At 47.6% G+C, this 26,208-nt stretch carries 20 protein-coding genes and 1 riboswitch; of the genes, 15 read left to right on the top strand and 5 right to left on the bottom strand.

Going from position 1 to position 26,208, the window contains the following annotated elements:
- Positions 1 to 12 precede the first annotated feature (12 nt).
- Complete coding sequence (gene lepA / locus I2H87_RS10165; RefSeq protein WP_022151236.1) at positions 13 to 1,827, top strand: translation elongation factor 4; 1,815 nt, start codon at positions 13 to 15, stop codon at positions 1,825 to 1,827.
- Positions 1,828 to 1,931: 104 nt separating this feature from the next.
- Positions 1,932 to 3,134 (top strand): radical SAM family heme chaperone HemW, encoded by a 1,203-nt coding sequence (gene hemW / locus I2H87_RS10160; protein WP_195609870.1) that lies wholly within the window; start codon positions 1,932 to 1,934, stop codon positions 3,132 to 3,134.
- A 283-nt stretch (positions 3,135 to 3,417) separates the two neighbouring features.
- Here the strand turns inward: hemW and I2H87_RS10155 are convergent, their stop codons facing one another.
- Together I2H87_RS10155 and I2H87_RS10150 are read right to left on the bottom strand one after the other, a co-directional pair.
- On the bottom strand, positions 3,418 to 3,972 hold the full coding sequence (locus tag I2H87_RS10155) for a chromate transporter (protein WP_009266480.1): 555 nt from the start codon (positions 3,970 to 3,972) through the stop codon (positions 3,418 to 3,420).
- Between the two features lie 2 nt (positions 3,973 to 3,974).
- A complete protein-coding gene (locus tag I2H87_RS10150) occupies positions 3,975 to 4,514 on the bottom strand; it encodes a chromate transporter (protein ID WP_195609868.1) in 540 nt (179 codons plus the stop codon).
- Between the two features lie 235 nt (positions 4,515 to 4,749).
- Here I2H87_RS10150 and hrcA point away from each other — a divergent pair, with 235 nt between their 5' ends.
- From hrcA to I2H87_RS10100, 10 genes are all read left to right on the top strand, one after another.
- Positions 4,750 to 5,799 carry a heat-inducible transcriptional repressor HrcA gene (hrcA, locus tag I2H87_RS10145; protein ID WP_009266478.1) on the top strand — a complete coding sequence of 350 codons (1,050 nt, stop codon included), beginning with the start codon at positions 4,750 to 4,752 and terminating at the stop codon, positions 5,797 to 5,799.
- Between the two features lie 27 nt (positions 5,800 to 5,826).
- Positions 5,827 to 6,489 (top strand): nucleotide exchange factor GrpE, encoded by a 663-nt coding sequence (gene grpE / locus I2H87_RS10140; RefSeq protein WP_195609892.1) that lies wholly within the window; start codon positions 5,827 to 5,829, stop codon positions 6,487 to 6,489.
- Between the two features lie 84 nt (positions 6,490 to 6,573).
- Positions 6,574 to 8,445: a molecular chaperone DnaK gene (dnaK, locus tag I2H87_RS10135; protein ID WP_009266475.1), complete on the top strand. Its 1,872-nt coding sequence runs from the start codon at positions 6,574 to 6,576 to the stop codon at positions 8,443 to 8,445.
- Between the two features lie 87 nt (positions 8,446 to 8,532).
- The gene (dnaJ, locus tag I2H87_RS10130; protein WP_009266474.1) at positions 8,533 to 9,720 is read left to right on the top strand and encodes a molecular chaperone DnaJ; all 1,188 of its coding nucleotides are present in this window, start codon (positions 8,533 to 8,535) and stop codon (positions 9,718 to 9,720) included.
- Between the two features lie 32 nt (positions 9,721 to 9,752).
- On the top strand, positions 9,753 to 10,631 hold the full coding sequence (locus I2H87_RS10125; protein WP_009266473.1) for an aldo/keto reductase: 879 nt from the start codon (positions 9,753 to 9,755) through the stop codon (positions 10,629 to 10,631).
- Between the two features lie 200 nt (positions 10,632 to 10,831).
- Entirely contained in the window at positions 10,832 to 12,226 is a 1,395-nt protein-coding gene (locus I2H87_RS10120) for an MATE family efflux transporter (RefSeq protein WP_009266472.1), read from the top strand.
- 67 nt (positions 12,227 to 12,293) lie between these two features.
- Positions 12,294 to 12,464, top strand: a riboswitch (Lysine riboswitch).
- 183 nt (positions 12,465 to 12,647) lie between these two features.
- Complete coding sequence (locus I2H87_RS10115; RefSeq protein ID WP_370570954.1) at positions 12,648 to 14,282, top strand: Na+/H+ antiporter NhaC family protein; 1,635 nt, start codon at positions 12,648 to 12,650, stop codon at positions 14,280 to 14,282.
- Between the two features lie 95 nt (positions 14,283 to 14,377).
- The gene (locus I2H87_RS10110) at positions 14,378 to 15,223 is read left to right on the top strand and encodes an Mrp/NBP35 family ATP-binding protein (RefSeq protein WP_009266468.1); all 846 of its coding nucleotides are present in this window, start codon (positions 14,378 to 14,380) and stop codon (positions 15,221 to 15,223) included.
- A 115-nt stretch (positions 15,224 to 15,338) separates the two neighbouring features.
- Entirely contained in the window at positions 15,339 to 15,677 is a 339-nt protein-coding gene (locus tag I2H87_RS10105; protein WP_117550353.1) for a metal-sensing transcriptional repressor, read from the top strand.
- Between the two features lie 41 nt (positions 15,678 to 15,718).
- On the top strand, positions 15,719 to 18,307 hold the full coding sequence (locus tag I2H87_RS10100; RefSeq protein WP_195609866.1) for a heavy metal translocating P-type ATPase: 2,589 nt from the start codon (positions 15,719 to 15,721) through the stop codon (positions 18,305 to 18,307).
- A gap of 122 nt (positions 18,308 to 18,429) precedes the next feature.
- On the opposite strand, the gene I2H87_RS10095 is transcribed toward I2H87_RS10100, so the two are convergent.
- Both I2H87_RS10095 and I2H87_RS10090 read right to left on the bottom strand, forming a co-directional pair.
- Positions 18,430 to 19,185: a DUF169 domain-containing protein gene (locus tag I2H87_RS10095; RefSeq protein WP_009266465.1), complete on the bottom strand. Its 756-nt coding sequence runs from the start codon at positions 19,183 to 19,185 to the stop codon at positions 18,430 to 18,432.
- Positions 19,186 to 19,248: 63 nt separating this feature from the next.
- On the bottom strand, positions 19,249 to 20,004 hold the full coding sequence (locus tag I2H87_RS10090; protein ID WP_009266464.1) for an SDR family NAD(P)-dependent oxidoreductase: 756 nt from the start codon (positions 20,002 to 20,004) through the stop codon (positions 19,249 to 19,251).
- A gap of 356 nt (positions 20,005 to 20,360) precedes the next feature.
- Between I2H87_RS10090 and I2H87_RS10085 the strand changes: the two genes are divergently transcribed.
- The 3 genes from I2H87_RS10085 (at position 20,361) to I2H87_RS10075 (ending at position 24,477) form a co-directional block, all read left to right on the top strand.
- The gene (locus I2H87_RS10085) at positions 20,361 to 20,972 is read left to right on the top strand and encodes a TetR/AcrR family transcriptional regulator (RefSeq protein WP_009266463.1); all 612 of its coding nucleotides are present in this window, start codon (positions 20,361 to 20,363) and stop codon (positions 20,970 to 20,972) included.
- 251 nt (positions 20,973 to 21,223) lie between these two features.
- A complete protein-coding gene (locus tag I2H87_RS10080; RefSeq protein WP_009266462.1) occupies positions 21,224 to 22,519 on the top strand; it encodes a GntP family permease in 1,296 nt (431 codons plus the stop codon).
- Positions 22,520 to 22,548: 29 nt separating this feature from the next.
- Positions 22,549 to 24,477 carry an FAD-dependent oxidoreductase gene (locus I2H87_RS10075; protein WP_195609864.1) on the top strand — a complete coding sequence of 643 codons (1,929 nt, stop codon included), beginning with the start codon at positions 22,549 to 22,551 and terminating at the stop codon, positions 24,475 to 24,477.
- Positions 24,478 to 24,633: 156 nt separating this feature from the next.
- On the opposite strand, the gene galT is transcribed toward I2H87_RS10075, so the two are convergent.
- Positions 24,634 to 26,142, bottom strand: a complete 1,509-nt coding sequence (galT, locus tag I2H87_RS10070; RefSeq protein ID WP_195609863.1) for a UDP-glucose--hexose-1-phosphate uridylyltransferase — start codon at positions 26,140 to 26,142, stop codon at positions 24,634 to 24,636.
- Positions 26,143 to 26,208 lie beyond the last annotated feature (66 nt).

The raw sequence follows: 26,208 nt of genomic DNA, 5'->3' as shown, positions 1-26,208 counted from the left end.
GGAGGAAGAGAAGTGTCAGGAATAGATCAGAGTAAAATCAGAAATTTTTGTATCATTGCACATATCGATCACGGAAAATCGACGTTGGCAGACCGGATCATTGAGAAGACGGGACTGTTGACAAGCCGTGAGATGCAGTCGCAGGTGCTCGATAATATGGATCTGGAGAGAGAACGCGGGATCACGATCAAATCCCAGGCTGTCCGTACCGTTTACAAAGCAAAAGACGGAGAAGAATACATTTTCAATTTGATCGATACACCGGGGCATGTGGATTTTAACTATGAGGTGTCCCGAAGCCTTGCGGCATGCGACGGAGCGATCCTTGTGGTTGACGCCGCGCAGGGGGTGGAAGCGCAGACGCTGGCGAATGTCTATCTGGCGCTGGATCATGATCTGGACGTGATGCCGGTGATCAACAAAGTGGATCTTCCGAGCGCCGATCCGGAACGTGTCAAAGAAGAGATCGAAGATGTGATCGGGCTGGACGCAGAGGAAGCGCCGCTGATCTCTGCGAAAACCGGACTGAACGTTGAGGACGTATTGGAGGCGATCGTACATCAGATCCCGGCTCCGACGGGGGATGAAAAAGCGCCGCTTCAGGCGTTGATCTTCGATTCGGTGTATGATCCGTACAAAGGAGTGATCGTATTCTGCCGTCTGATGGAGGGGACGATCCGCAAAGGATCGCAGATCCTGATGATGGCGACAGGTGCGAAAGCAGACGTGGTCGAGGTCGGATATTTCGGTGCGGGACAGTTTATTCCCTGTGACGAATTAAGCGCGGGAATGGTTGGATATTTTACGGCCAGTCTGAAGAATGTAAAAGATACCCGGGTAGGAGATACGGTGACAGATGCGCAGCGTCCGTGTGAGGCTCCGCTTCCGGGATATAAAAAAGTCAATCCGATGGTATATTGCGGAATGTATCCGGCGGACGGTGCAAAGTATCCGGATCTGCGGGATGCGCTGGAAAAGCTGCAGTTAAATGATGCGGCGCTGCAGTTTGAAGCAGAGACGTCCATCGCGCTCGGATTCGGCTTCCGTTGTGGATTTCTGGGACTTTTGCATCTGGAGATCATTCAGGAACGGTTGGAGCGGGAATACAATCTGGATCTCGTGACGACTGCGCCGAGCGTTATATACAAAGTGCATAAGACAGACGGGGAGATCATTGAACTGACGAACCCGACGAATCTTCCGGATCCGTCCGAGATCGAATATATGGAAGAACCGGTCGTGAAAGCGGAGATCATGGTGACATCGGAGTTTATCGGAGCGATCATGGATCTGTGTCAGGAGCGCCGGGGCGTCTATCAGGGAATGGAATATATTGAGGAGACGAGAGCCGTGCTTCATTATCATCTTCCGCTCAACGAGATCATTTATGATTTCTTTGACGCGTTGAAATCCCGTTCCAGAGGCTATGCGTCATTTGATTATGAACTGCTGGGTTATGAGCAGTCGGATCTCGTGAAGCTGGATATCCTGATCAATCGGGAGGAAGTGGACGCGCTGTCCTTTATCGTACACAGTGCGACGGCGTATGAGCGCGGAAGAAAGATGTGTGAAAAGCTGAAACAGGAAATTCCGAGGCAGTTGTTCGAGATTCCGATCCAGGCGGCGATCGGAAGCAAGATCATTGCACGCGAGACAGTGAAAGCAATGCGCAAGGACGTCCTTGCTAAATGTTACGGCGGCGATATTTCCCGTAAGAAGAAATTATTAGAGAAGCAGAAAGAGGGAAAAAAGCGGATGCGTCAGGTCGGAAATGTGGAAATTCCGCAGAAAGCATTTATGAGTGTATTGAAACTGGATGACAATTAGAGAGATCAGAAATGAGAGCGGCAGGATATTGCTCTTGCCGGCGATCAAAAGAAAAAGACTGCGGGACAAAGATTGCCGCAGTCTTTTTCAAAAGGAGAACGAGGATGGAGAAAAAGGTATTGGAATTATATGTCCACATTCCGTTTTGTGTGAGAAAATGCGCTTATTGTGATTTCCTCTCCTGGAATGCAGACGCAGCTTGGCGGCAGGAATATGTGGAAACGTTGGTTTGTGAGATCCAACAGGCAAAAGAATCATATAAAGAGTACCGTGTGACAACGATTTTTTTAGGAGGAGGAACTCCGTCTATTTTATCGGCGGAGCAGATCGAACTGATCTTCTGTGCGTTGCGGGAGAACTTTCGGATCGAAGAAGATGCGGAGATCACGATCGAGGCAAATCCGGGCACTGTGACGGCAGAAAAGGCGGAGGCATGGAAGCGTGTGGGGATCAACCGGGTGAGTATCGGTCTGCAGTCAGCGGAAAACAGGGAGTTGAAAATGCTTGGACGGATCCACACATATGAAGAATTTCTGGATACGTACCGGCTTTTGCGGGAGAAAGGGTTTTTCAATCTGAATGTGGATCTGATCTCGGCGATCCCAGGGCAGAGTGTAAAGAGCTGGGAGCGGACGCTTCGTAAGGTGGCAGACCTTTCTCCGGAGCATATTTCGGCATACAGCCTGATCGTGGAAGAGGGAACCCCGTTTTATGCGTGGTATGGAGAAGAAAGTAAAGGGAAGAGATCACAAGGAGCGGAAGCAGATCCGGACGGAATCGATGGATGGAAACGACTCCCTCTTCCGGATGAAGAAAGTGAGCGCAGGATTTATGAGGAGACGGAAGAGATCTTAAAAGAATATGGATATTCGCGTTATGAGATTTCCAATTATGCAAAAGAGAGATATGAATGCCGTCATAATATCGGATATTGGCGCCGGACGGAATATCTCGGTCTTGGACTGGGAGCATCTTCGTTGATTGAAAACCGACGATTTCAGAATCTTTCCGACTATGCAGCGTATCAAAACGCTGTACAGAACGGCAGCCATATTGTTAGGGAAGAAGAGCGGCTGACGCAGGAAGACGAGATGGAGGAATTTATGTTTCTGGGACTTCGGATGGCGGCAGGGATTTGTCGAAGTGATTTTCGGAATACATTTGGAAAAACAGTGGAAATGGTTTACGGTGATGTCATTCAGACGTTGGAAAAGCAAGAACTGCTGAAATGTGAGGAAGACCGGATCTTCCTCACAGCCCGCGGAGTGGACATCAGCAATTATGTGTTTGAACAGTTTCTTTTATAAGAATATTTTAGCGTCGATGTACAAGGGGAAACACGCCTCAAACCGCGTAATTTCGGTGATTTTTAGCGTTATCCTCAATCAGCGTACGTCCAGTACGCTTCAATCGTCTGCCTTGAAAATCACCGAATTATCGGCGGTTGAGGTCGGTGAGTCGAGAAGAGACAAATCTAAGCCTCTTTTAGGCACTTGAACGACGCGTACAGAGACGTACGCGGAGTGAAAGTAACAACAAAGAGGTTTAGATTTGCTCTTCATCGACCGTTTTCCCCCTTGTACACCGACGCTATAATTTCAGAATGATTCCGAGAACTGCACCGCAGGCGATCCAGAAAATCGGATGGATCTTTTTGCACGGCTTCCACTGAAAAAGAAGAAGCAGCAATGTGCAGATCACGATGGCGTCATAATGAAAAAGAATAGTGGGACCGCTTGTATCCGCAAATGTGATGACTGCGATCTGCCAGACTGCATAGCCGATCAATGCGGCGATCATCGGGCGGATCCCGTAAAAGGCGCCTTTTACATATTTATTTTCACTGAAACTGGACATAAATTTCGCGATCAGGATAATGATGATCCATGCCGGTAAAACAAGGCTGAGCGTCGCGCAGAGAGCGCCGGGGATTCCGGCGGCATTAAATCCGGCGTAAGTTGCCATATTGATGCCGATCGGTCCGGGAGTGCTTTCGCTGACGGCGATCATATTCGTAAGATCTGCCATCGTAAACCACGAGTATCGGCTGGTCAGATCCATTAAAAAAGGGATCGTTGCCATCCCGCCTCCGACCGCAAAGAGACCGATCTTAAAAAATTCATAGAAAAGCTGTAAAAATATCATCTTTATACGCGCTCCTTTCTAAGTTTGACAAAAATTCCGATGACAGCGGCGCACACAACGAGCAGGATCGTCGGGATCGGAGTGAACGTGGCGAGTAAAAATCCGAACAAAAACAGTAAAACGCCGAGTTTGTCTTTGATCCCGCTTTTCATCAGAGAAAACACGGTATTGAGCATCAGGGCGCAAACTGTGATACGGATACCGGCAAGCGCATGGAGAACGATCGGAAGAGCCATAAATTCCTTTAATATAGATGCGATCAGGGTAATGATGATCAGTGACGGAGAGATCATTCCGAGTGTGGCGAAGATACTGCCGACGAGTTTTCCTTGCTGATAGCCGATGTAGGTGGATGTGTTGACTGCGATCACACCTGGGGTACACTGACCGATGGCATAAATATCTAAAAGTTCTTCTTCGGTCGCCCAGCCGTATTTTTCAACAATTTCACGTTTCAGCATCGGGAGCATTGCCATGCCGCCGCCAAAGGTCAGACCGCCGATGCGAAAAAATGTGCAGTATAATTCCAATAATTTTTTCATGAAAAAAGCCTCCTGTTATTTTGTCTCATTCACGGACTCTATGTTACGCTGTTTTAGAAAAAAATTCAACATATATAAAAAAGCTGATAAAATAAAAGAAACGGTGTTGACAAATAGAAAGTGAGGTGCTATCTTAATACATGTAAGGTGTTAGCACTCAAAACAAAGGAGTGCTAATAAAGAAAAATTCAAGTGATGCTGATTTCAACAGTATATGGAAAGAAAGGAGGAACCAATGACAGCCGGTATGGAATTGAGTGAAAGAAAACATACTATATTGAAAGCGATCATCCAGAATTATCTGGAGACGGGCGAACCGGTTGGTTCCAGAACTCTTTCAAAATCAACGGATTTGAATTTGAGTTCTGCCACGATCCGTAATGAGATGGCGGATCTGGAAGATCTGGGGTATATTTTCCAGCCTCATACTTCGGCAGGACGGATTCCTTCAGACAAAGGCTATCGTCTCTATGTGGATATGCTGATGGAAGAGAAAGAACAGGAACTGGAAGAACTGAAAAGTACGATGCTGGAGAAGACGGACAAAGTAGACAAAGTCCTGAAGCAGGCGGCAAAAGTACTGGCAGCCAATACGAATTATGCGACGATGGTTTCTGCTCCAATCAACCGGAAGAATACATTGAAGTTTATCCAGCTGTCTCAGGTAAATGAAGAGCAGATCATAGCAGTTATCGTGATGGGCGGTAATGTGATCAAAAACAAGATCATCGATGTGAATGAAGAACTCGGCAGTGAGACACTTTTGAAGTTGAATATGCTGCTGAATACGACATTGAACGGTATGTCGATCGAGGAGATCAATCTCGGTCTGATCGCAAGATTAAAAGAGCAGGCAGGGATCCACAGTCAGGTGATCAGCAATGTACTGGATGCAGTTGCAGAGACGATCCATGTGGATGAAGATATGGAGATTTATACAAGCGGCGCGACGAATATTTTCAAATATCCGGAATTGAGCGACAAGCAGAGCGCACAGGAGATCATCAGTGCTTTTGAGGAAAAACAGCAGCTTGCAGAATTGGTCAGCGAGACCCTTTCCAGCGAAGACAGTCATGGAATCCAAGTTTACATCGGTGACGAGACACCGGTGAAGACGATGAAAGACTGCAGTGTTGTGACAGCAACGTATGAACTCGGTGAGGGCATGAAAGGAACCATCGGTATTATCGGACCGAAGCGGATGGATTATGAACATGTGATGAGAACGCTGAAGACTTTGCAGAATGAGTTGGACGCGATCTATTATAAAGATTCAAAAGAATAGGAGGTTGAATAGCTGGTGGCGGAGAATATGAGTAAAGAAGATATGATAAAAGAAGCAGTGGAAGAAGCAAAAGCGAAAGCGGCGAAAGACGCTGCCGAGCATCCGCAGGAAGAAGCGGAGGAGACGGCCAAAGACATGGATCAGTCTGAAACATGCACCGAAGAAGCGGAAGCTTCCGAAGAGGCAGAGAAAGATGACGAGGGAGATGAGAAAGAATCCGGTAAGTCTTTTTTCGGCAAGAAAAAGAAAAAAGACAAAAAGGATGAGAAAATCGAAGAACTGACAGATCGTCTGACAAGACAGATGGCAGAGTTTGATAACTTCCGCAAACGTACTGATCGCGAGAAGTCCCAGATGTACGAGGTTGGAGCGAAAGATGTCATAGATAAGATCCTTCCGGTTGTAGACAACTTTGAGCGTGGGCTCGGGGCTGTGACCGAAGAGGAGAAAGAAGATCCGTTCGTAAAAGGAATGGAGCAGATTTACAAACAGCTGATGACGACACTGGAGGGAATTGGTGTGAAACCGATCGAGGCGGTTGGCAACGAGTTTGATCCGGATTTCCATAATGCGGTGATGCATGTGGAAGATGAAGAAGTCGGAGAGAATATCATTGTGGAAGAATTCCAGAAAGGATATATGTACCGCGACAGTGTTGTGAGACACAGTATAGTAAAAGTAGCAAATTAACAGCAATTGACCGGAGAACGGATTGGAAAACAGTCCGGAAGAACCGGGAAAGCGCAGAATAAATCAATTTAGGAGGAGAAAATCATGGGAAAAATCATTGGTATTGATTTGGGTACAACGAACAGTTGTGTAGCCGTAATGGAAGGTGGACAGCCAACCGTTATCGCGAATACAGAAGGGGCAAGAACAACACCGTCTGTTGTTGCATTTACGAAGACAGGTGAGCGTCTTGTCGGAGAACCGGCAAAACGTCAGGCAGTGACAAACGCAGACAAGACGATTTCTTCCATCAAAAGAGAGATGGGATCTGACTACAAAGTAAGCATTGACGATAAGAAATATTCTCCGCAGGAGATTTCTGCAATGATTCTTCAGAAACTAAAAGCAGACGCAGAGGGATACCTTGGAGAGAAAGTAACAGAGGCAGTGATCACTGTTCCGGCATATTTCAATGACGCACAGCGTCAGGCAACAAAAGATGCAGGTAAGATCGCAGGTCTGGATGTAAAACGTATCATCAACGAGCCTACGGCAGCAGCGCTTGCTTATGGACTGGATAATGAAAAAGAACAGAAGATCATGGTATATGACCTTGGAGGCGGTACATTTGATGTATCGATCATCGAGATCGGCGACGGCGTCATCGAAGTATTGTCGACAGCAGGAAACAACAGACTTGGTGGAGATGATTTCGACCAGAAGATTACAGATTATATGCTGGCAGATTTCAAGGCAAAAGAGGGCGTAGATCTTTCTACTGATAAGATGGCACTTCAGAGACTGAAAGAAGCTGCTGAGAAAGCAAAGAAAGAGCTTTCTTCCGCAACGACAACAAACATCAATCTTCCGTTCATCACAGCGACAGCAGAGGGACCGAAGCATTTTGATATGAATCTGACAAGAGCAAAATTTGATGAACTGACACATGATCTTGTAGAGAAGACAGCAGAGCCGGTAAGACGCGCACTGTCTGACGCAGGAATCAGTGCTTCCGAACTGGGTCAGGTATTGCTTGTAGGCGGATCTACACGTATCCCGGCTGTACAGGAAGAAGTAAAAAGACTGACAGGTAAAGAACCGAGCAAATCTCTGAACCCGGATGAATGTGTGGCACTCGGCGCTTCCGTACAGGGAGGTAAACTTGCCGGGGATGCAGGCGCAGGCGACATTCTTCTTCTGGATGTAACTCCGCTGTCACTGTCGATCGAGACAATGGGCGGTGTTGCCACAAGACTGATCGAGAGAAATACAACGATCCCGACAAAGAAGAGCCAGATTTTCTCAACGGCAGCAGACAATCAGACTGCAGTAGACATCAATGTTGTACAGGGTGAGAGACAGTTTGCAAGAGATAACAAATCTCTCGGACAGTTCAGACTGGACGGAATCCCGCCGGCTCCGCGTGGAATCCCGCAGATCGAAGTTACATTTGATATCGATGCCAACGGTATCGTAAATGTATCCGCGAAAGATCTGGGAACAGGAAAAGAGCAGCATATTACGATCACAGCAGGATCTAACATGTCCGATGCAGATATTGACAAGGCAGTAAAAGAGGCTGCTGAATTTGAAGCGCAGGATAAGAAACGTAAAGAAGCGATCGATACAAGAAATGAAGCAGATGCGATGGTATTCCAGACAGAGAAAGCGATCAAAGAGGTTGGCGACAAACTGGATGCAGCGGATAAATCAGCAGTGGAAGCTGACTGTCAGGCACTGAAAGACGTTCTCGCAAAATCCGCACCGGAAGAGACAACGGAAGCTCAGGTTGCTGAGATCAAGGCAGCAAAAGAGAAACTGATGGAAAGCGCTCAGAAATTATTTACTAAGATGTATGAGCAGGCTGGAGCACAGGCAGGTGCAGGTCCGCAGGCAGGACCGACACCGGAGGCAGGTCCGGCACCGGAAGGATTCCAGGGCGATGATGTAGTAGACGGCGATTATAAAGAAGTCTAAGCTTTTTAAGTTCTACGGTGCCGGAGTGATCCGGCTCCGTAGAATTTCTTTGGTTGTAAAAACGAGACAGATGAAAGGTAGAAGATTATGGCAGAGTCAAAAAGAGATTATTACGAGGTGCTTGGCGTGGGCAGGGATGCCGATGATGCGGCAATAAAAAAGGCATATCGAGCCCTTGCGAAAAAGTATCATCCGGATATGAACCCGGGGGATGCAGATGCAGAGAAAAAATTTAAGGAAGCATCCGAAGCGTATGCAGTCTTAAGTGACCCTGATAAGCGGCGTCAGTACGATCAGTTTGGACATGCGGCATTTGAGGGAGGCGCCGGCGGAGCAGGAGGTTTTGGCGGTTTCGATTTCAATGGCGCGGATTTCAGTGATATTTTCGGAGACATTTTCGGCGATTTATTCGGCGGCGGAGGAAGAAGAGGCGGTCGTGCCAATAACGGACCGATGAAAGGAAGCAATATCCGCAAGAGTATCCGCATTACATTCGAGGAGGCAGTGTTTGGATGTGAAAAGGAACTGGATCTTGTGCTGAAAGATCCATGTTCTACATGTAACGGAACCGGTGCAAAACCGGGAACATCTCCGGAGACTTGCCCGAAATGCGGCGGAAAAGGTCAGGTTGTTTATACATCCCAGTCATTCTTCGGAACCGTTCAGAACGTACAGACCTGTCCGAACTGCGGCGGTTCCGGAAAGGTGATCAAAGAAAAATGTACATCTTGCTCAGGAACCGGATTTACATCCAGCAGAAAGAAGATTCAGGTATCCATTCCTGCAGGAATTGATAATGGACAGAGTGTACGGATCCGGGAAAAGGGAGAACCGGGAGCAAACGGCGGACCGCGCGGAGATCTTCTTGTGGAAGTCAATGTATCAAGACATCCGATCTTCCAGCGTCAGGATATGCATATTTTCTCTACCGTACCGATTTCGTTTGCACAGGCTGCGCTTGGCGGTGATGTAAGAGTTCCGACCGTAGACGGCGATGTGATCTACACTGTAAAACCGGGAACAAAGACCGACACGAAAGTACGTCTGAAAGGAAAGGGTGTTCCGTCTCTGCGAAATGCGCAGGTGCGGGGAGATCATTATGTGACGCTTGTGATCCAGACACCGGAAAAGTTAAGCGCAGAAGCAAAAGAGGCGCTTCGTAAGTTCGATCTTCTGGCAGGCAATACGCTGAATCAGGAGACATCGGAAGACGGAAAAGGCAAAGGGAAGAAAAAAGGCTTCATGGATAAGATGAAAGAAGCGTTTGAAGAATAGAATAAAATGTGAAATGGAAAGGACGGCTGCATATGAAGAGCATCCATGATTGTTACACATTAAATAACGGAGTTCAGATTCCATGTGTTGCATTCGGCACATACAAAGCTGCGGCGGATGAGAGCACTAAGGTGATCCGTCTGGCGATCGAAGCAGGATATCGGTATTTTGACACAGCGTCTTTTTATGGAACGGAGAAATATTTAGGTGAGGCGATCCGGGAGAGTGGGATTCCAAGATCCGAGTTTTTCATTACTTCCAAGGTGTGGAAAACAGAGATGGGATATGAGGAAACAAAGGAAGCGTTTGCAAGGACGCTTGACAATCTCGGAACAGATTATCTGGATCAATATCTGATCCATTGGCCGCTTCCAACGCCGGATTATGCAGAGTGGAAACAACTGGATGTCGATACATGGAAAGCATTGGAAGAGTTTTATAAAGCGGGAAAAGTACGCTCGATCGGACTGAGTAATTTCCTGCCGCACCATATTGAGAATCTTCTGGAGCATTGTGAGATCGCACCGATGGTGGATCAATTGGAATATCATCCCGGATATGCGCAGGAAGCAGCAGTGCAGTATTGCAAAGAGCATGATATTCTCGTACAGGCATGGAGCCCGATCGGAAGAGGCAGGATGTTTGGAGATCCGTTGTTCCTTGAATTGACCGAGAAATATCAGGTGTCCCCTGCCAAATTATGTCTGCGATTTGCGGTTCAGAACGGCGTGATCCCTCTGCCGAAATCTTCTACGGCGGAACGGATGAAAGAAAATCAGGATTTATTCTCTTTTGAAATCTCCAAAGAGGATATGTACCGGCTTCGCACGATGCCGCAGTCTGGATGGTCGGGAGAGCACCCGGATCGTGCGCGGGTATACGAGGGGATTGAAAAGGAAATCCGCAATTAAGCGTGTATTTGCTGATAAAGATGCTTGCAATTTTTCCCTGAAACAGGTAAAATAAAACACAGTTGTGAAAAAGAAAAGTCGGTGTGTGCCGGGAAAATCATATTTCCGGTATACACCGATGTTTTGCGTGAACAAATAAATCTGAGCAGCCAGCCGGATTGTTTAAGAGATACAAAAGAAGATGGAGGCAGTGAGAGAGTATGTTTAAAAGTAAAAAATACGCGCATCTTGGAATTGACTGGAAACAGTTTTATCTCAGCGTGATCGCGCTGGTGATCCCGATGGCGCTGCAGAATCTGATCAATGTGGGCGTGACGGCAGCGGACGTTGTGATGCTGGGACGCGTGGGGGAGACCGCGCTCTCCGGCGCGTCGCTGGCCGGGCAGATCCAATATATCATGACCCTGTTTTTATTCGGACTGACGTCCGGCGCGACGGTGCTGACTGCGCAGTATTGGGGGAAAAAAGATATTGATACGATTGAAAAGGTACTTGGTCTCGGTATGCGTGCGGCGGTCGCTGTGGGATTGTTGTTCTTCCTTGCGGCTCAGCTGATTCCGGGGCAGCTGATGAAGATTTTTACCGGGGATGCCGATGTGATCCGGGAGGGGATCAGCTATCTTCGGATCGTAAGTTTTTCCTATGTGTTCATGGGGATCACGCAGACATATCTGTATATCATGCGAAGTGTGGAGCGCGTGGTCGTTGCAACGGTAGTTTATCTTTGTTCACTCTTATGCAATATTATGATCAATGCAGTGCTGATCTTCGGATTGTTCGGGATGCCTGCGCTTGGCGTGCGCGGCGCTGCGATCGGAACATTGGTTTCTCGTCTGCTGGAAATGCTGCTCGTATGTCTTTATTCTCATTTTTGGAATAAAGAGATCAAATTCCGGTTCCGTTATTTTAGAAAGACAGAAAAAGTGCTGACGATGGATTTCCTGAAGTATGCGTTCCCGGTTGTATTAAACGAAGTGCTCTGGGGAATGGGAACGGCAGCCAATACGGCGATCCTCGGGCATATGGGAAGTTCGGCAGTGGCTGCCAATTCGGTGGCGCAGGTAGCAAGGCAGCTGGCGACGGTCGTGACGTTCGGCGTATCCAGTGCGGCTGCGATCTATCTCGGAAAGACGATCGGCGAGAAAAAGATGGAACATGCCAAGGCATACGCCCATAAGTTCCTTGTACTGAGCCTGCTTCTTGGCATTGCGGGCGGCGTGGTGATCCTGACGATCTCGCCGGCAGTCATCTCACTGATGGCGCTGACGCCGACGGCAAAAGAATATTTGCAGTTTATGTTCTTTGTCATGTCCTATTTTGTGATCGGACAGGCTGTGAACACAACGCTGGTTGTCGGCGTATTCCGTTCAGGGGGAGATACCAGGTTCGGACTGATCCTGGATATGAGTACAATGTGGGGATGCTCGATCCTGTTTGGATTCCTTGCGGCGTTTGTCTTCCATTGGAGTGTTCCGGTCGTGTATATGATCCTGATGAGCGATGAGATCATCAAGATACCGATCACCTTGTACCGTTACAGAGGGTATAAATGGCTGAAAGATGTGACAAGGGATGCGGCGGGACAGAGGATGTGACAAAAAATTCCGCATTCATTGACAAAGCGGGGGAAAAATGATACAACCTTATTGTATGAATCATAAAAGAATGGATAGAGGAGCGGACTTCATCAGTAGCGCGCAGGATTGAAACCGGAATGAACTGTGCGGGAAAGGGGAGGCTGCCGAAGAGATCGGACTTTTCCGGAGAGACGGTTTCTGGGCTGTTCGCAGAAGATGCGGCAGACTGTCACAGAAGTGGAGCGCTATCAGGATACCAGCATCATACCAAAAGCGGTATGTCATGGGCGCATCCGAATGCGTGTCGTCCATGGCATTTTTCTTGGGATTTCACAGCAGCAGTGAAGACAGAGCAATACGCCTGTTGCTTATTGCTAAAAAAGAAAAGTGTCGGAAAGAACGATACGAAAAAAGTGAAAGGAGAAAGGAAAGAGGTATGATGAGAGGAAAGAAAAAAACAGTATGGAGGGTTCTTTTGCTGCTCGGAATGTTGTTCTTAAGCGGAATGACAGTCTTTGCGGCAGGCGAAAATACAGAATATGTGCCGGATCTGTATGCGACGGTCTGGTCACTTGTACCGCCGGTCGTTGCGATCGTATTGGCATTGATCACGAAAGAAGTGTACAGTTCTTTGTTTATCGGGATTTTGATCGGCGGCGTCTTTTATTCCGGTTTTCAGTTTGAGGGAACGATCCTTCATGTATTTCAGGATGGAATCGTCGGTTCGCTGACGGACAGCTATAACATGGGAATCCTTGTGTTCCTTGTAGTGCTCGGGATCATGGTCTGTATGATGAATAAAGCAGGGGGATCCGCGGCGTTCGGGCGTTGGGCCAGCACCCATATCAAGAGCCGTGTCGGAGCACAGCTCGCCACGATCCTTTTGGGCGTGTTGATTTTCATCGACGACTATTTCAATTGTCTGACGGTTGGAAGCGTGATGCGTCCGGTAACGGATAAGCATAATGTATCCCGCGCAAAACTGGCATATCTGATCGACGCCACGGCCGCTCCGGTCTGCATTATCGCGCCGATCTCATCCTGGGCGGCAGCAGTAACCGGGTTTGTAGAGGGAGAAGACGGATTTTCTATTTTTATCCGCGCGATCCCATTTAACTATTATGCGCTGCTCACGATCGTGATGATGGTGGCGATCGTATTGATGAAGATGGATTATGGTTCTATGCGCCAGCATGAGATGAATGCGATTCACGGTGATCTTTATACGACGCCGGATCGTCCGTATGCCGATGCGGAGGATGAGATCGACGAGACAAAAGGAAGTGTGATCGATCTGTTGTTCCCGGTGATCGCGCTGATCATCTGCTGTGTGATCGGTATGATTTACAGCGGCGGCTTTTTTGATGGAGTCGGATTTGTGGAGGCGTTTTCGGGAAGTGATGCATCGGTCGGACTGATGCTTGGAAGTTTCTTCGCATTTGTGATCACGATCATTTTCTATGCAGTCCGGAAAGTATTGAAATTTTCCGAATCGATGTCCTGCGTGCCGGAGGGATTTAAGGCGATGGTTCCGGCAATTTTGATCCTGACATTTGCATGGACGCTGAAAACGATGACGGACAGTCTCGGCGCGAAAGAATATGTGGCGGCGCTGGTCGGTCATGCAACCGGAGGAATGCTCAGCCTGATTCCTGCGCTGATCTTCCTTGTAGCCTGTTTCCTTGCATTTGCGACGGGAACGTCATGGGGAACGTTCGGCATTCTCATACCGATCGTGGTAAATGTATTTGCAGGCAACAATGAGACGATGATGATCATTTCGATCTCTGCATGTATGGCAGGAGCAGTATGTGGGGATCATTGTTCGCCGATCTCCGATACGACGATCATGGCTTCGGCAGGAGCACAGTGCAATCATGTCAACCATGTGACGACACAGCTTCCTTATGCGGTTACCGCGGCAGTTGTGTCAGGGATCACTTATGTCATCGCCGGAATCGTGCAGAACTTTGTAAGCAGTACGATGACCGCAGTGATCTGTCTCCCGGTGGGGATTCTGTTGATGGTCGGTACGCTGTTTGTGATTCGTGCCGTAACAGGAAAAGAAGAATAAAAGAATAAAAGGTAACAACCCGTTATGCTGCCGCGGATCTGAGACAGGACAGTATGACAGGAAAGAAATATAGAAGATAAAGGCAGGTAATAAAAATGGCAGAAGAGTATAAGAATGAAAACTGCACAGAAGAAGGATGTTCCGCAGAATCATGTGCGGGATGCGCACATGCCGGAAATTGTGAAAGTCAGAAGACGGATATGCGGGAACCGGCAAACCCATATTCCAGTGTAAAGAGAGTCATCGGGATCATCAGTGGAAAAGGGGGCGTCGGAAAATCACTTGTAACGGCATCTCTGGCTCGCATGATGAAAGAAAAAGGATATAATGTCGGCATTCTGGACGCGGATATTACCGGACCGTCCATTCCGAAAATGTACGGGATCCATGAGATGGCAACCGGAAGTGAGCAGGGAATTTTCCCATGTATCGCAAAGGATGATACAAGGATCATGTCGGTCAATCTTTTATTGGAAGATGAAGATGCACCGGTGATCTGGCGTGGACCGATCATTGCGGGAGTTGTCAAACAGTTCTGGACAGATGTGATCTGGGATGATCTGGACTATCTGTTTGTGGATATGCCGCCGGGAACCGGAGACGTTCCGCTTACCGTATTCCAGTCGCTGCCGGTAGACGGCGTTGTGATCGTCACATCACCGCAGGATCTTGTGCAGATGATCGTAAAGAAAGCATATAACATGGCGAAACAGATGAACATTCCGGTACTGGGTATTGTGGAGAATTACAGCTATGTGAAATGTCCGGACTGCGGAAAAGAACTGAAAGTGTTCGGGGAAAGCCACATTGAAGAGATCGCAGAGGAACTTGGCGTTCCGGTGCTCGGAAAAATGCCGATCGACCCTGCAATCGCAGAGGCAGTGGAGGCAGAGAAGTTCTATGAGGTGACAAATCCGTATTTGAGCGAAGTAGAATTATAAAAGAAAAGGTCATTCCGAAAGTGGGGAGAAAAAACATTTTTCGGGATGATCTTTTTTTGACTTGAAATATACCCTATAAGGGTATATAATATCCGTGGAAACGAGGTGAAATTTTATGGGAAATGAAGAAATAGATTTAGAAGAACAGGTGCAGAATAAAAAGTGCGGATGTTCTCATAAGAAAAAAGAACGCTCCAAGGGAGAGGCAAAAAAATTGATCAACCGCCTGAACCGGATCGAAGGGCAGGTGCGCGGGATCAAGAGAATGCTGGAACAGGACGCGTATTGTACGGATATTTTGATCCAGGTTTCCGCGGTGAACGCGGCATTGAACAGCTTCAACAAAGAATTGCTGGCAGAACATATCCGCACTTGTGTGGCAGAAGACATCCGGCAGGGAAAAGATGAGACGATCGATGAACTTGTGGTGACATTGCAGAAATTAATGCGCTAAATGTTCAGATCGTGGGTCATACAGGAAAAAGGAGGGAGCGAATGAAACAATATACAGTGACCGGGATGAGCTGCGCGGCATGCAGCGCCCGGGTGGAAAAGGCAGTCTCCCATGTGGCAGGTGTGGAGTCCTGCTCGGTAAGCCTTTTGACAAATTCCATGGGAGTGGAGGGAGATGTTAAGGACGCAGATATCATCGCCGCAGTGGAGCAGGCGGGATATGGTGCGGAGGTAAGAGAAACTGCATCAGGGGAAAATCAAGGCGGAAAAAGCGGGAGTATGGCAGGAGAAGAGATGTTGAAAGACCGGGAAACTCCGGTTTTGAAGAGGAGATTGATCGCATCCGTATGCTTTTTGGTTCCGCTTATGTATCTTTCTATGGGAAATATGATGTGGGGGTGGCCGGTGCCGGAAGTTTTGAAAGAAAACCATGTGGCGATGGGGATGATCCAGCTTCTGCTCACCGGGGGCGTGATGATCATCAATCAGAAATTCTTTATCAGCGGTTTCCAGAGTTTGTGGCATCGGGCGCCGAATATGGATACACTTGTCGCGCTGGGAGCAGGAGCATCGTTCGGATACAGCGTCTATGCACTGTTTGCGATGACAGATGCACAGATGCGGATGGATATGGATGGAGTCATGGCTTTTATGCATGAGTTTTATTTTGAGTCTGCGGCGATGATCCTGACGCTTATCACAGTCGGAAAGATGCTGGAGGCAAGATCCAAAGGAAAGACGACGGACGCATTGAAAAGTCTGATGAGACTGGCGCCGAAAAAGGCTGTGATCTTAAAAAACGGAGAAGAACAGGAAGTGTCGATCGAGCAGGTAAAAAAGGGAGATCTGTTTGTCGTGCGTCCCGGTGAAAATATTCCGGTGGATGGGATCGTTGTGGACGGAAGCAGTGCGGTCAATGAAGCGGCTCTGACAGGAGAGAGCATCCCGGTGGACAAAGAAGCCGGGGATCATGTGTCGGCTGCAACGTTAAATCAATCCGGATTTTTAAAATGCGAAGCCTTGCGGGTCGGGGAAGATACGACCTTATCCCAGATCATTCAGATGGTCAGTGATGCGGCGGCAACCAAAGCGCCGATCGCGAAAGTGGCGGACCGTGTGTCGGGAGTATTTGTTCCGATCGTCATAGGGATCGCGGCAATGACGATCGCAGTCTGGCTGCTTGCGGGGGCGTCGGTCGGTTTTGCACTGGCACGGGGAATCTCGGTGCTGGTGATCAGTTGTCCGTGTGCATTGGGACTGGCAACACCGGTTGCGATCATGGTCGGAAACGGAATGGGCGCCAAGAACGGGATTATGTTTAAAACAGCGGTATCATTGGAAGAAACCGGAAAAGTAGAGATTGTAGCGCTGGATAAAACAGGAACGATCACGAGCGGAGAACCGAAAGTAACGGATCTGCTTCCGGTCGAGGGCACTACAGAAGAAATGTTGTTGTCTTATGCTTATGCGCTGGAACGGAAGAGTGAACATCCGCTGGCTGCGGCGGTGATCCGGGAGGCGGAGGAAAGACATTTGCCGGGCAGAGAAGCGGAAAGTTTTCAGGCAGTTCCGGGAAACGGGCTTACGGCGGTTGTTGACGGAAAGAAACTTCGGGGCGGAAACCTGGCGTTTATCCGTCAGGAAGCAGAGGTCTCAGAGGAAAGGAAACGGCAGGCGGAACGTCTGGCGTCAGATGGCAAAACACCGCTGTTTTTCAGTCTGCAGGCTTCCGGAGGGGAGCAGGCATTGCTCGGGATCATTGCGGTAGCCGATGTGATCAAAGAAGACAGTCCCCGGGCGATCCGGGAACTGCAGAATATGGGCATCCGTGTTGTGATGCTGACGGGCGACAACGAACGTACTGCGAATGCGATCGGTGCACAGGCGGGAGTGGACGACGTGATCGCCGGAGTGCTTCCGGACGGAAAGCAAAAAGTTGTGGAGAATTTGAAACAAAAAGGAAAAGTCGCGATGGTCGGAGACGGGATCAACGATGCGCCGGCATTGACAAGCGCAGACATGGGAATTGCGATCGGAGCCGGAACCGATATTGCGATCGATGCGGCTGATGTCGTATTGATGAAGAGCCGGCTGAGCGATGTGCCTGCGGTGATCCGGCTAAGCCGGGCGACGCTTCGGAACATTCATGAAAATCTGTTCTGGGCATTTTTCTACAATCTGATCGGGATCCCACTTGCAGCCGGAGTTTGGTATCCGCTTCTGGGGTGGAAATTAAATCCGATGTTCGGCGCAGCAGCGATGAGCCTGTCCAGTTTTTGTGTTGTGACAAACGCGTTGCGGCTGAATTGGTTTCGCATGTATGATACCGTAAAGGATAAGAAAAGAAAGTATCAGAAAGCAAAACAAAAAGTGGAAGAAAAAGTAAAAGAAAATGTAAAAGAAAAAGAGGAGGAAACAACCATGACAAAGACAATGAAGATCGAGGGTATGATGTGCGGGCACTGTGAGGCGGCAGTGAAGAAAGCGTTGGAAGCTCTGGACGGCGTAGAAGCGGCGGAAGTCAGCCATGAGAAAGGAACCGCAGTTGTGACACTGGCAAAAGAAGTGGAAGATGAAGTGCTGAAAAAAACAGTGGAAGAGAAAGATTATCAGGTGATCTCCATCTGTTGATCGGGATTTGGCAGCAGATAAGTGCTGTGGTAAAAAGTGTAAGACTTTGAAACGAATAGAATCCCGGCTGGCAGCTCCACCGCCAGCCGGGATTCTATTTAAAATCTTAAGAAAGCAATCTGTCAGAACTGGTTCTTATACAGACATACCGGATTATAAGGATATCCGATTCCGTTCTTTTCTACAGTGTCCACACCGTCCAATGCTTTGATCAAAGCTTCTGCTGTCATCGTAACGCGGACTTCTCCGAACTGCAGGGCTCCGGTTGCACGGTCGCCGCGGCATCCGAGAGATACGCCCGGTTTTCCTGTCTTCATTGTGTACATCCATGTGTCTGCGCAGTTGGATTCTCCGCTGAATGGGAAGTACAGTTTTTCATAATCATTTTCCACATATCCGGCAAGCAGATGGAATGCAGCCTGTGTCGGAAGCTGAAGAGAGATCACATCCGGCTCTTCAATGTCACATGCGGACAGAGAGGAACATGCGATGCCGATGTAAGGAACTTCCGGAAGAAGTTTACGGTTTTCGGCGATATGCTTTTTAGCATCTTCCTGATCATGGTGCCATGGCGTCGGTTTGCGGTATAAAATGCTTCCGTCCAGATAATCCTGGTCTACATCCATACAACCGTTGTTGATCGCACAGTACGGTCCTGAGAAATGGTCTCTTGTAAGACCGAAAGTCTCCTGAAAATATGCAGCCATACTGATCAGCTTACATACGGAAGCCTTATTCTGGCAGTAATTCATATTCGGGATCGCATCCAGCTCTTCCTGTGTATGAGCGAATTTCATAGCGACAGGATACTGGGTCGGTCTGAGACTATACATTACGCGGTCACTTAATTTTTTCCACTCTTCTCTTGTGCATTTCATAACATTCATTTCCTTTCTCTATTAAGAAAATATGTATTTTACTTTTCATGAAATAAAAATTGTTTAGAAGATACCCCATCCGCCTACGTTGAATACGGTCTCGCCACTCATGTAGGACGCGTCGTCGGATGCGAGGAAGAGCGCGACAGCAGCCTGTTCTTCCGGTTTTGCCATACGCGGGATCACGAGACGTTTTGCTGTGTAATGCGGGAAACGTTCTCTTGCGGATTCACCGACCATATCGGTATTTGTTGTTCCCGGCGCAAAGCAGTTTGCACGGATGCCATATTTGGAAAGTTCCACTGCGATACCTCTTGTGAACATGGAAATCGCACCTTTACTTGCAGCGTAGCAGGTTGTGTTCGGTGTTACGCAGCGGAAGTTGATGGAAGAGGTGTTTACGATCACACCTTTTGTGTCATGCGCGATGAATGCTTTTGCGGCAGCCTGAGATCCGAAGAATACACCATGGAAGTTGGTGTTGAAGATCTTGTCGCTGTCTTCGATCGTGCAGTTTAAGAAATCTTTGAAAATGTTGATTCCCGCATTGTTGAAGATGATGTCAAATCCGTTGAATGCTTCATAAGCTTTCTCAACCAGTGCGTCAACATCTTCTTTGACACTGACATCACAGCGCATGCACACCGCGTTGTCGCTGCCGAGTTCTTCGATCAGTTCCGGGAAACGCTCGGTGCAGATATCACCGATCACGATCTTTCCGCCTTCCGCTACGAATCTCTCGGCAATTGCCTTACCGATACCTTTTGCTCCACCTGTTACGACTGCTACTTTTCCAGTAAATCTGTCTGCATAATTCATAACCGTTCTCCTTGTTGTGTAAAATATGATTTTTAAAATATTTAGGGGATATTTTAAATATGCATAGAGCACACTCTATACAAGCAACATAACATTTTGTTAATTAGTTGTCAATGATTTTCGACATATTTCTGCAAGTTTTTTCGGGCGTCGGGAATTGCTGGGAAAATATGCAGTTTTTATGCGAAAATGCTTTACTTTTTTGTAAAATAATGATATACAGAATAATGAGTGTTTTATAGTGCACTCTATAACAGATTGAAACAGAGATTCGAACATGATGAACACGGAACAGTATTCCTACAGATCATGTTTGGATTTCAGATTTTTTTAGAAATGAGTTGATGTGATTACATATGTTGGAAGAACTGAGTACGCCGAGAAGCGTGCAGACACAGAATACAAAGGAAAAGATCTACAAAGCTGCCGTTGATATTATCAAGAAAAAAGGATACGAATATCTTTCAATCAGCAATATCTGCAAGGTAGCTCATATATCAAACGGAACATTCTTTTATCACTTTAAGACAAAAGAAGATCTGCTTAGCTACTACTTAAGAGAGCGGTTTATCAAGTATCGTCAGGAACATCATTTTCAGGTGGAGGGGCTTCCGTTTGATAAAAAGATCGTAGAATATTATTATTGCTATACATCTTATGTAGAGGATAACGGCATTGATTTCATTGCCAATTATTATACGCCGAAAAATTCGGCGCTGAACACGCGGATTTATCATGAGGATAATCCGCAGCTGATGTATGAGTTCGTCCGCTGTTGTCTTCAGGAAGCGGAAGAAGAGCATCTGATCAAAAGTGAGCATACAGCGATATTTTACGCAGAGACCTGCTGCATGATCATCAAAGGGATCGTGTTTGAGTGGGCGCTTTCCGGAGGAAAAGTCAATATGCATGAGATGATCGACATGATCCTCCAGACATTTCTGGACAGTATCAAAGCGGATCGGTAGTAGCGGATCCGTATGGATACAGGAGAAAGATCAGAATAAAAATTAAGAATGAGAGTAAACATATAGTTTCGTGGTTTCCATGATTTGAAACAGCTGCTTCGCAACTCAAGTTTTATCAGTTTTAAAATGATTTGCGGGCACACTCAACAAGACGCCGGATTTTATGGGGATATTTTCCGGCAGCACTACTTGAGCTGTTGAAATGGTTTGTATTCAGATAAATTTTAACAATACACAATCAGGAGGTAATTATGGATATCATAATTCTTGTGATCGCGATCTTATTGATCGGCGTTCTTTGTTATAAGGGGGTTCCGACACCGATCGGCGGTGTGGCATGTTCCTTAATTCTTTTAATCTACTTTAGAATGGACATCTACGACGGACTGCTTACAACCTACATGGGAGGATTTGTAAGTTTCGTACAGAAATGGTTCCTGATGTTCCTTATCGGAGCAGTATTCGGAAAAATTATGGATATTACCGGCGCCGCAGACTCGCTTGCGAGAATGGTACTCCGGGTAGTAGGTGAGAAACGGATTTCTCTTGGAATCTGTATCGTATCCGCACTTTTTATCGCATCCGGAATTTCCGTATACATCACACTGTTTATCGTACTGCCGCTGGCGATCAAAATGTGCCGTCGTGCCAATCTTTCCCGCTGCTTTATCATCGCGGGATATTCACTTGGTATCAACATCGGGCTGAGTCTTCCGTATGTTGCAGTTGCAAACAACGTGCTGTGTACAGATTATTTCGGAACAGAAGTAAGCTCAGGCGGATTGCTTGCGATCTTCTGTACCGCAGTATATGCAGTGGTAGGTATGCTTTGGATCACATATTATGAGAAGCGTATGAAGAAAAAAGGAATCGGATATGTTCCGGCTGAAAACGAGCAGGTATCTCTGGACGACGAGGTGGATCCAAAAGATCTTCCGCACTGGATCCTTGCAGTGATCCCGATGATCGTTCCGATCATTGCGCTGAACGCGCTGAAACTTCAGGTAGAATTTGCATTGATCTTAGGTGTTGCAGCATCGATCATTCTTCTGTTCAAATATCTGCCGCACAAATGGGAGCCGATCAAAAAACATTTTGTGGATTCCATCAATACAACAACAGCAACTGTCATCAACACATCTGCAATCGTTGGTTTTGGTACGATCATCACAGCGACACCGGGATACGAAGTTGCTGTTGAAAAGATCCTCGGCATCAACGGACATCCGCTGTTTGTTGCGCTGATCTCCGTAACATTGATCGCAGGCGTTGCGGGAGCATCTTCCGCAGGTATCGTACTGGCAGCGCCGGTATTGACACAGATCCTGCCGCTGACAAATGCAGCAGTATTCCACCGTACCGTTATTTACGGAAGTTTGGGTCTGGACTCTCTGCCGCATGCAGGATTCCTTCAGACAGAGTGCAACCTGGCAGGAGTAAAATTCAAAGATGTATATCTTCCTATTATCTTTATGGAGACCGTTGTAATGACGCTTGGTATGGGTCTTCTGTATGTACTGATCAACATCGCGTTTGGGCTGGCATAATAAGGTGATATAGAATAGGAGATTGATTTATGAAATTTAATAAAGTATTTGAAACCGGAAAAATCAGAAATATGGAACTTCCGAATCGTCTGGTCGTAAGCGCAATGTCTTCCCATCTCGGAAATGATGACGGAACACCGAATGAGCAGGTGATCCGTTATCTGGAAGCGAAAGCCGAGGGCGGCTGGGGACTGGTATTTACCGAAGATCTGGGAGTGACAGAAGATGCGGGAAGCGATCCGATCGTGGGTTCGCTCTGGAATGACGCGCAGATCCCGTCCTGGAAAGAGTGCGTCAGCCGCGTACATGCGGTCGGCGGAAAGATCGGCGCACAGATTTATCATGCCGGACGGGAGCGTAAACTGGATGCTTACGAGAGCCATCCGGTTGCACCGTCTGCGATCAAAGAGCCGGCAATGAATTACATTCCGCGGGCGTTGACTGTGGAAGAGATCCACGATCTTGTCAAAGCGTTCGGACAGTGTGCGCGCAGGGTGAAAGAATGTGGGTTTGACTGTGTGGAGATCCATGGCGCGCATGGTTATCTTGTGAATCAGTTCCTGTCTCCGTTCTCCAATAAGAGAACCGATGCATATGGCGGAACGTTGATGAACAGAATGCGTTTTGCGCTGGAGATCGTAGAGGAAGTCCGCCGCGTAGTAGGAGAGGATTATCCGATCATCTTCCGTATGAATATCTGTGATCATGTGGAGGGCGGACTGGAAGTTCCGGAATCTATCGTGATGGCAAAAGTACTGGAAGAAGCCGGCGTGGACGCTCTGCATTGTTCACAGGGAATGTTTGCATCCAAAGAAACGATCATTCCGCCGAGCTTTATTTCTGCAATGAAATATGCAGAAGACGTTGCAACGGTAAAGGCATCCGTACAGATCCCGGTGATCGCGGTAGGACGTTATATCGATATCCATATGGCAGAGACTATGCTGCGCGACGGAAAAGCGGACTATATCGCAATGGCGCGCGCGTCACTTGCGGATCCGGATCTCCCGAAGAAAGCAAAAGAGGGAAGAGCAGACGATATCATCCAGTGTATCGGATGTGATCAGGGATGTACCGGGGAGACGGCAGCCGGAAATCCGGTCAACTGTCTGGCCAATCCGCATACATGTAAAGAGACGGTGTATGATCTGTCGAAAGTGGAACATCCAAAGAAAGTCTTTGTTGCAGGTTCCGGTGTGAGTGGACTTTCCGCAGCATATGGTGCGGCTGAGAGAGGACATCATGTAACTGTATTTGAGGCAGATAGCGAGATCGGCGGTCAGTGGATCGCAGCGGCAATGCCGCCCGGAAAGACAGATTATAATGCATGGATCTACAATCACAGAAGATTGTTGGAAGAATATAATGCAGAAATCCGTCTGAACACACCGCTTACAAAAGAAATCGTGGAAGCGGAAAAGCCGGATGCAGTGATTCTTGCAACGGGAAGCGTTCCGCTTGTGCTGCCGATTCCGGGACTGGACAATACGAAGTTTGTGAAGTCTGCGATCGACGTACTGAGAGGACGTACTTCTTATGGAAAAAATGTCGTTGTAGTCGGCGGAGGAATGACAGGAGCGGATACATCGGTATTCCTTGCAGTGCAGGGATGCAATGTAACGATGATCGAGATGGCGCCGGATATTATCGGAGACGCGGTATCTCAGGTAAGAGCCTGCCTGCTTCAGCATTTGAAAAAATACAATGTTGAGATCCACAGAGGTACGAAGCTGATGAAAGTGGAAGAGGGCGCTGTTTATGCAGAGAAAAAAGGCGAGACTGTCGTATTCTCTGATGTAGATATGGTAGTCAACGCAATGGGCGTACGCAGTTACAATCCGTTGGAAGAAGAACTTGCAGACTGCGGATGCAAAGTCGTTGTTGTCGGAGATGCATTGAAGACAAAGAACGGATACCGCAATATCAGAGAGGGTTACGATGCAGGAAACCAGATCTGATCGGAAATAAATAGTTGTAAAAGCAAACAGAGCTAGAAAAAAGAGGATATTACGCATATAAAAAATGCATGATGTCCTCTTCTTTTCTATAAAATATCAGAGCCCGTGTCCAAAAGAAACGATCGTCTTTTGGATACGGGCTCTGCGCATGCCGGATTAAAGCGTATTTGTAAATCGTTCAAATGCTTCTATTCCCTCCGGTGTACATTTGTATACTCCGGCGTCTTCCAATACCTGACAGAAGACTTTTCCGACTTCCTGCTGAAGAATTTCCTCGACATTCAAAGCGTTGATCTCCGGATAGTTTGGTAAGAATTCGTCTACCCAGTCGGCATGCTTTTCGATGGAATCATTGGAGCGGATATCTTTTCCCTCTAAAATATATTCTTTTAAAAGCTCCAGTTCGCCTTTCAGACGTGCCGGAAGTACGGCAAGTCCCATGACTTCGATCAAACCGATATTTTCCTTTTTGATGTGGTGCAGCGCTGCATGCGGATGATAGACACCAAGTGGATGTTCTTCCGTTGTGATATTATTGCGCAGCGTCAGATCCAGCTCATAGAGATCCCCGCGTTTCCGGGCAATCGGTGTGATCGTGTTGTGCGGCTGTCCGTCGGTCTCGGCAAAAATAAATGCATCCGGGTCGGTGTATCCCCGCCATGTCCGGAGGATATGATCTGCCAGATCGATGATGCGTGATTCATCCGCACACTGCAGGCGGATCACGGATAACGGCCATTTGACAATGCCGGCGGTGACGTCCTCGTAGCCTTTCACGGTAAAGGATCTGATGACAGGCGCTTTCGCCATGGCAAATGTATAATGTCCGCCCTGAAAATGATCGTGGCTTAAAATGGAGCCTCCGACGATCGGCAGGTCGGCATTGGATCCCAGAAAATAGTGAGGGAATAATCTGATAAAATCAAACAGTTTGACAAACGTATTCCGTTCGATCTTCATCGGCGTGTGTTCGCCGTTAAATACGATACAATGTTCATTGTAGTATACATAAGGAGAATACTGGAAGCCCCAATCGGAATCGTTGATCGTGATCGGGATGATCCGGTGGTTCTCTCTCGCAGGATGATCGGCTCTTCCGGCATATCCCTCGTTCTCCATACAGAGCTGGCATTTCGGATAGCTGGAAGCAGCGGAGTTTCTTGCGGCTGCGATCGCTTTCGGATCTTTTTCCGGTTTGGATAAATTGATCGTGATATCCAGAGTTCCGTATGCGGTGTCCACGGTCCATTTCTGATCTTTTTTGATTCGATAGCGGCGGATATAGTCGCTGTCCTGACTGAATTTATAGTAGTATGCGGTGGCTGCCTCCGGGGAGATCTCATATTGCTCCCGGAATGTCTGCTGCACCTGCGCAGGGCGGGGGAGAAGCGCGTTCATCAGTTTCGTATCAAACAGATCGCGGGAAGTAATGTCATCTTCAATGATCCCGCGCGCGCATGCTTCATCAAGCAGATCGTGCAGAACGTCTTCCAATACAATGTCGGAAAGGTCGCAGGCGACGTCTTCATAGGAGTTTTCCCGCATCAGATCCAAAAGCAGGTTGGTCGTATAGATTCGTTCACATTCCGGCGTCAGTCCGGTGTCGATTCCGTATTGCACTAATTTTTTGATGTTTTCATATAATTTCAATGTTTGATCCTCCATCTTCAGCGTCCGTGTTCACCGGATGGATGTCCTTTCGGTAAACACGGATGCGGTTCTTGCCGGCTT

Origin of the sequence: Mediterraneibacter glycyrrhizinilyticus (assembly GCF_015560805.1) — a bacterium.
In the GTDB taxonomy this organism is placed as follows: Bacteria; Bacillota; Clostridia; order Lachnospirales; family Lachnospiraceae; genus Schaedlerella; species Schaedlerella glycyrrhizinilytica_A.
The sequence above is the reverse complement of the archived record's forward strand: the minus strand, read 5'-3'. Positions and strand labels throughout refer to the sequence as shown.

What these genes read in the sequence shown, in the direction of transcription:
- I2H87_RS10080 (WP_009266462.1), top strand. Translation starts at nt 21,224, where the DNA reads ATGGATATCATAATTCTTGTGATCGCGATCTTATTGATCGGCGTTCTT.
- I2H87_RS10100 (WP_195609866.1), top strand. Translation starts at nt 15,719, where the DNA reads ATGAAACAATATACAGTGACCGGGATGAGCTGCGCGGCATGCAGCGCC.
- dnaJ (WP_009266474.1), top strand. Translation starts at nt 8,533, where the DNA reads ATGGCAGAGTCAAAAAGAGATTATTACGAGGTGCTTGGCGTGGGCAGG.
- I2H87_RS10095 (WP_009266465.1), bottom strand. Translation starts at nt 19,185, where the DNA reads ATGAAATGCACAAGAGAAGAGTGGAAAAAATTAAGTGACCGCGTAATG.
- I2H87_RS10120 (WP_009266472.1), top strand. Translation starts at nt 10,832, where the DNA reads ATGTTTAAAAGTAAAAAATACGCGCATCTTGGAATTGACTGGAAACAG.
- I2H87_RS10090 (WP_009266464.1), bottom strand. Translation starts at nt 20,004, where the DNA reads ATGAATTATGCAGACAGATTTACTGGAAAAGTAGCAGTCGTAACAGGT.
- dnaK (WP_009266475.1), top strand. Translation starts at nt 6,574, where the DNA reads ATGGGAAAAATCATTGGTATTGATTTGGGTACAACGAACAGTTGTGTA.
- grpE (WP_195609892.1), top strand. Translation starts at nt 5,827, where the DNA reads ATGAGTAAAGAAGATATGATAAAAGAAGCAGTGGAAGAAGCAAAAGCG.
- I2H87_RS10105 (WP_117550353.1), top strand. Translation starts at nt 15,339, where the DNA reads ATGGGAAATGAAGAAATAGATTTAGAAGAACAGGTGCAGAATAAAAAG.
- galT (WP_195609863.1), bottom strand. Translation starts at nt 26,142, where the DNA reads ATGGAGGATCAAACATTGAAATTATATGAAAACATCAAAAAATTAGTG.
- I2H87_RS10125 (WP_009266473.1), top strand. Translation starts at nt 9,753, where the DNA reads ATGAAGAGCATCCATGATTGTTACACATTAAATAACGGAGTTCAGATT.
- I2H87_RS10155 (WP_009266480.1), bottom strand. Translation starts at nt 3,972, where the DNA reads ATGATATTTTTACAGCTTTTCTATGAATTTTTTAAGATCGGTCTCTTT.
- hemW (WP_195609870.1), top strand. Translation starts at nt 1,932, where the DNA reads ATGGAGAAAAAGGTATTGGAATTATATGTCCACATTCCGTTTTGTGTG.
- hrcA (WP_009266478.1), top strand. Translation starts at nt 4,750, where the DNA reads ATGACAGCCGGTATGGAATTGAGTGAAAGAAAACATACTATATTGAAA.
- I2H87_RS10150 (WP_195609868.1), bottom strand. Translation starts at nt 4,514, where the DNA reads ATGAAAAAATTATTGGAATTATACTGCACATTTTTTCGCATCGGCGGT.
- I2H87_RS10115 (WP_370570954.1), top strand. Translation starts at nt 12,648, where the DNA reads ATGAGAGGAAAGAAAAAAACAGTATGGAGGGTTCTTTTGCTGCTCGGA.
- I2H87_RS10075 (WP_195609864.1), top strand. Translation starts at nt 22,549, where the DNA reads ATGAAATTTAATAAAGTATTTGAAACCGGAAAAATCAGAAATATGGAA.
- I2H87_RS10110 (WP_009266468.1), top strand. Translation starts at nt 14,378, where the DNA reads ATGGCAGAAGAGTATAAGAATGAAAACTGCACAGAAGAAGGATGTTCC.
- I2H87_RS10085 (WP_009266463.1), top strand. Translation starts at nt 20,361, where the DNA reads ATGTTGGAAGAACTGAGTACGCCGAGAAGCGTGCAGACACAGAATACA.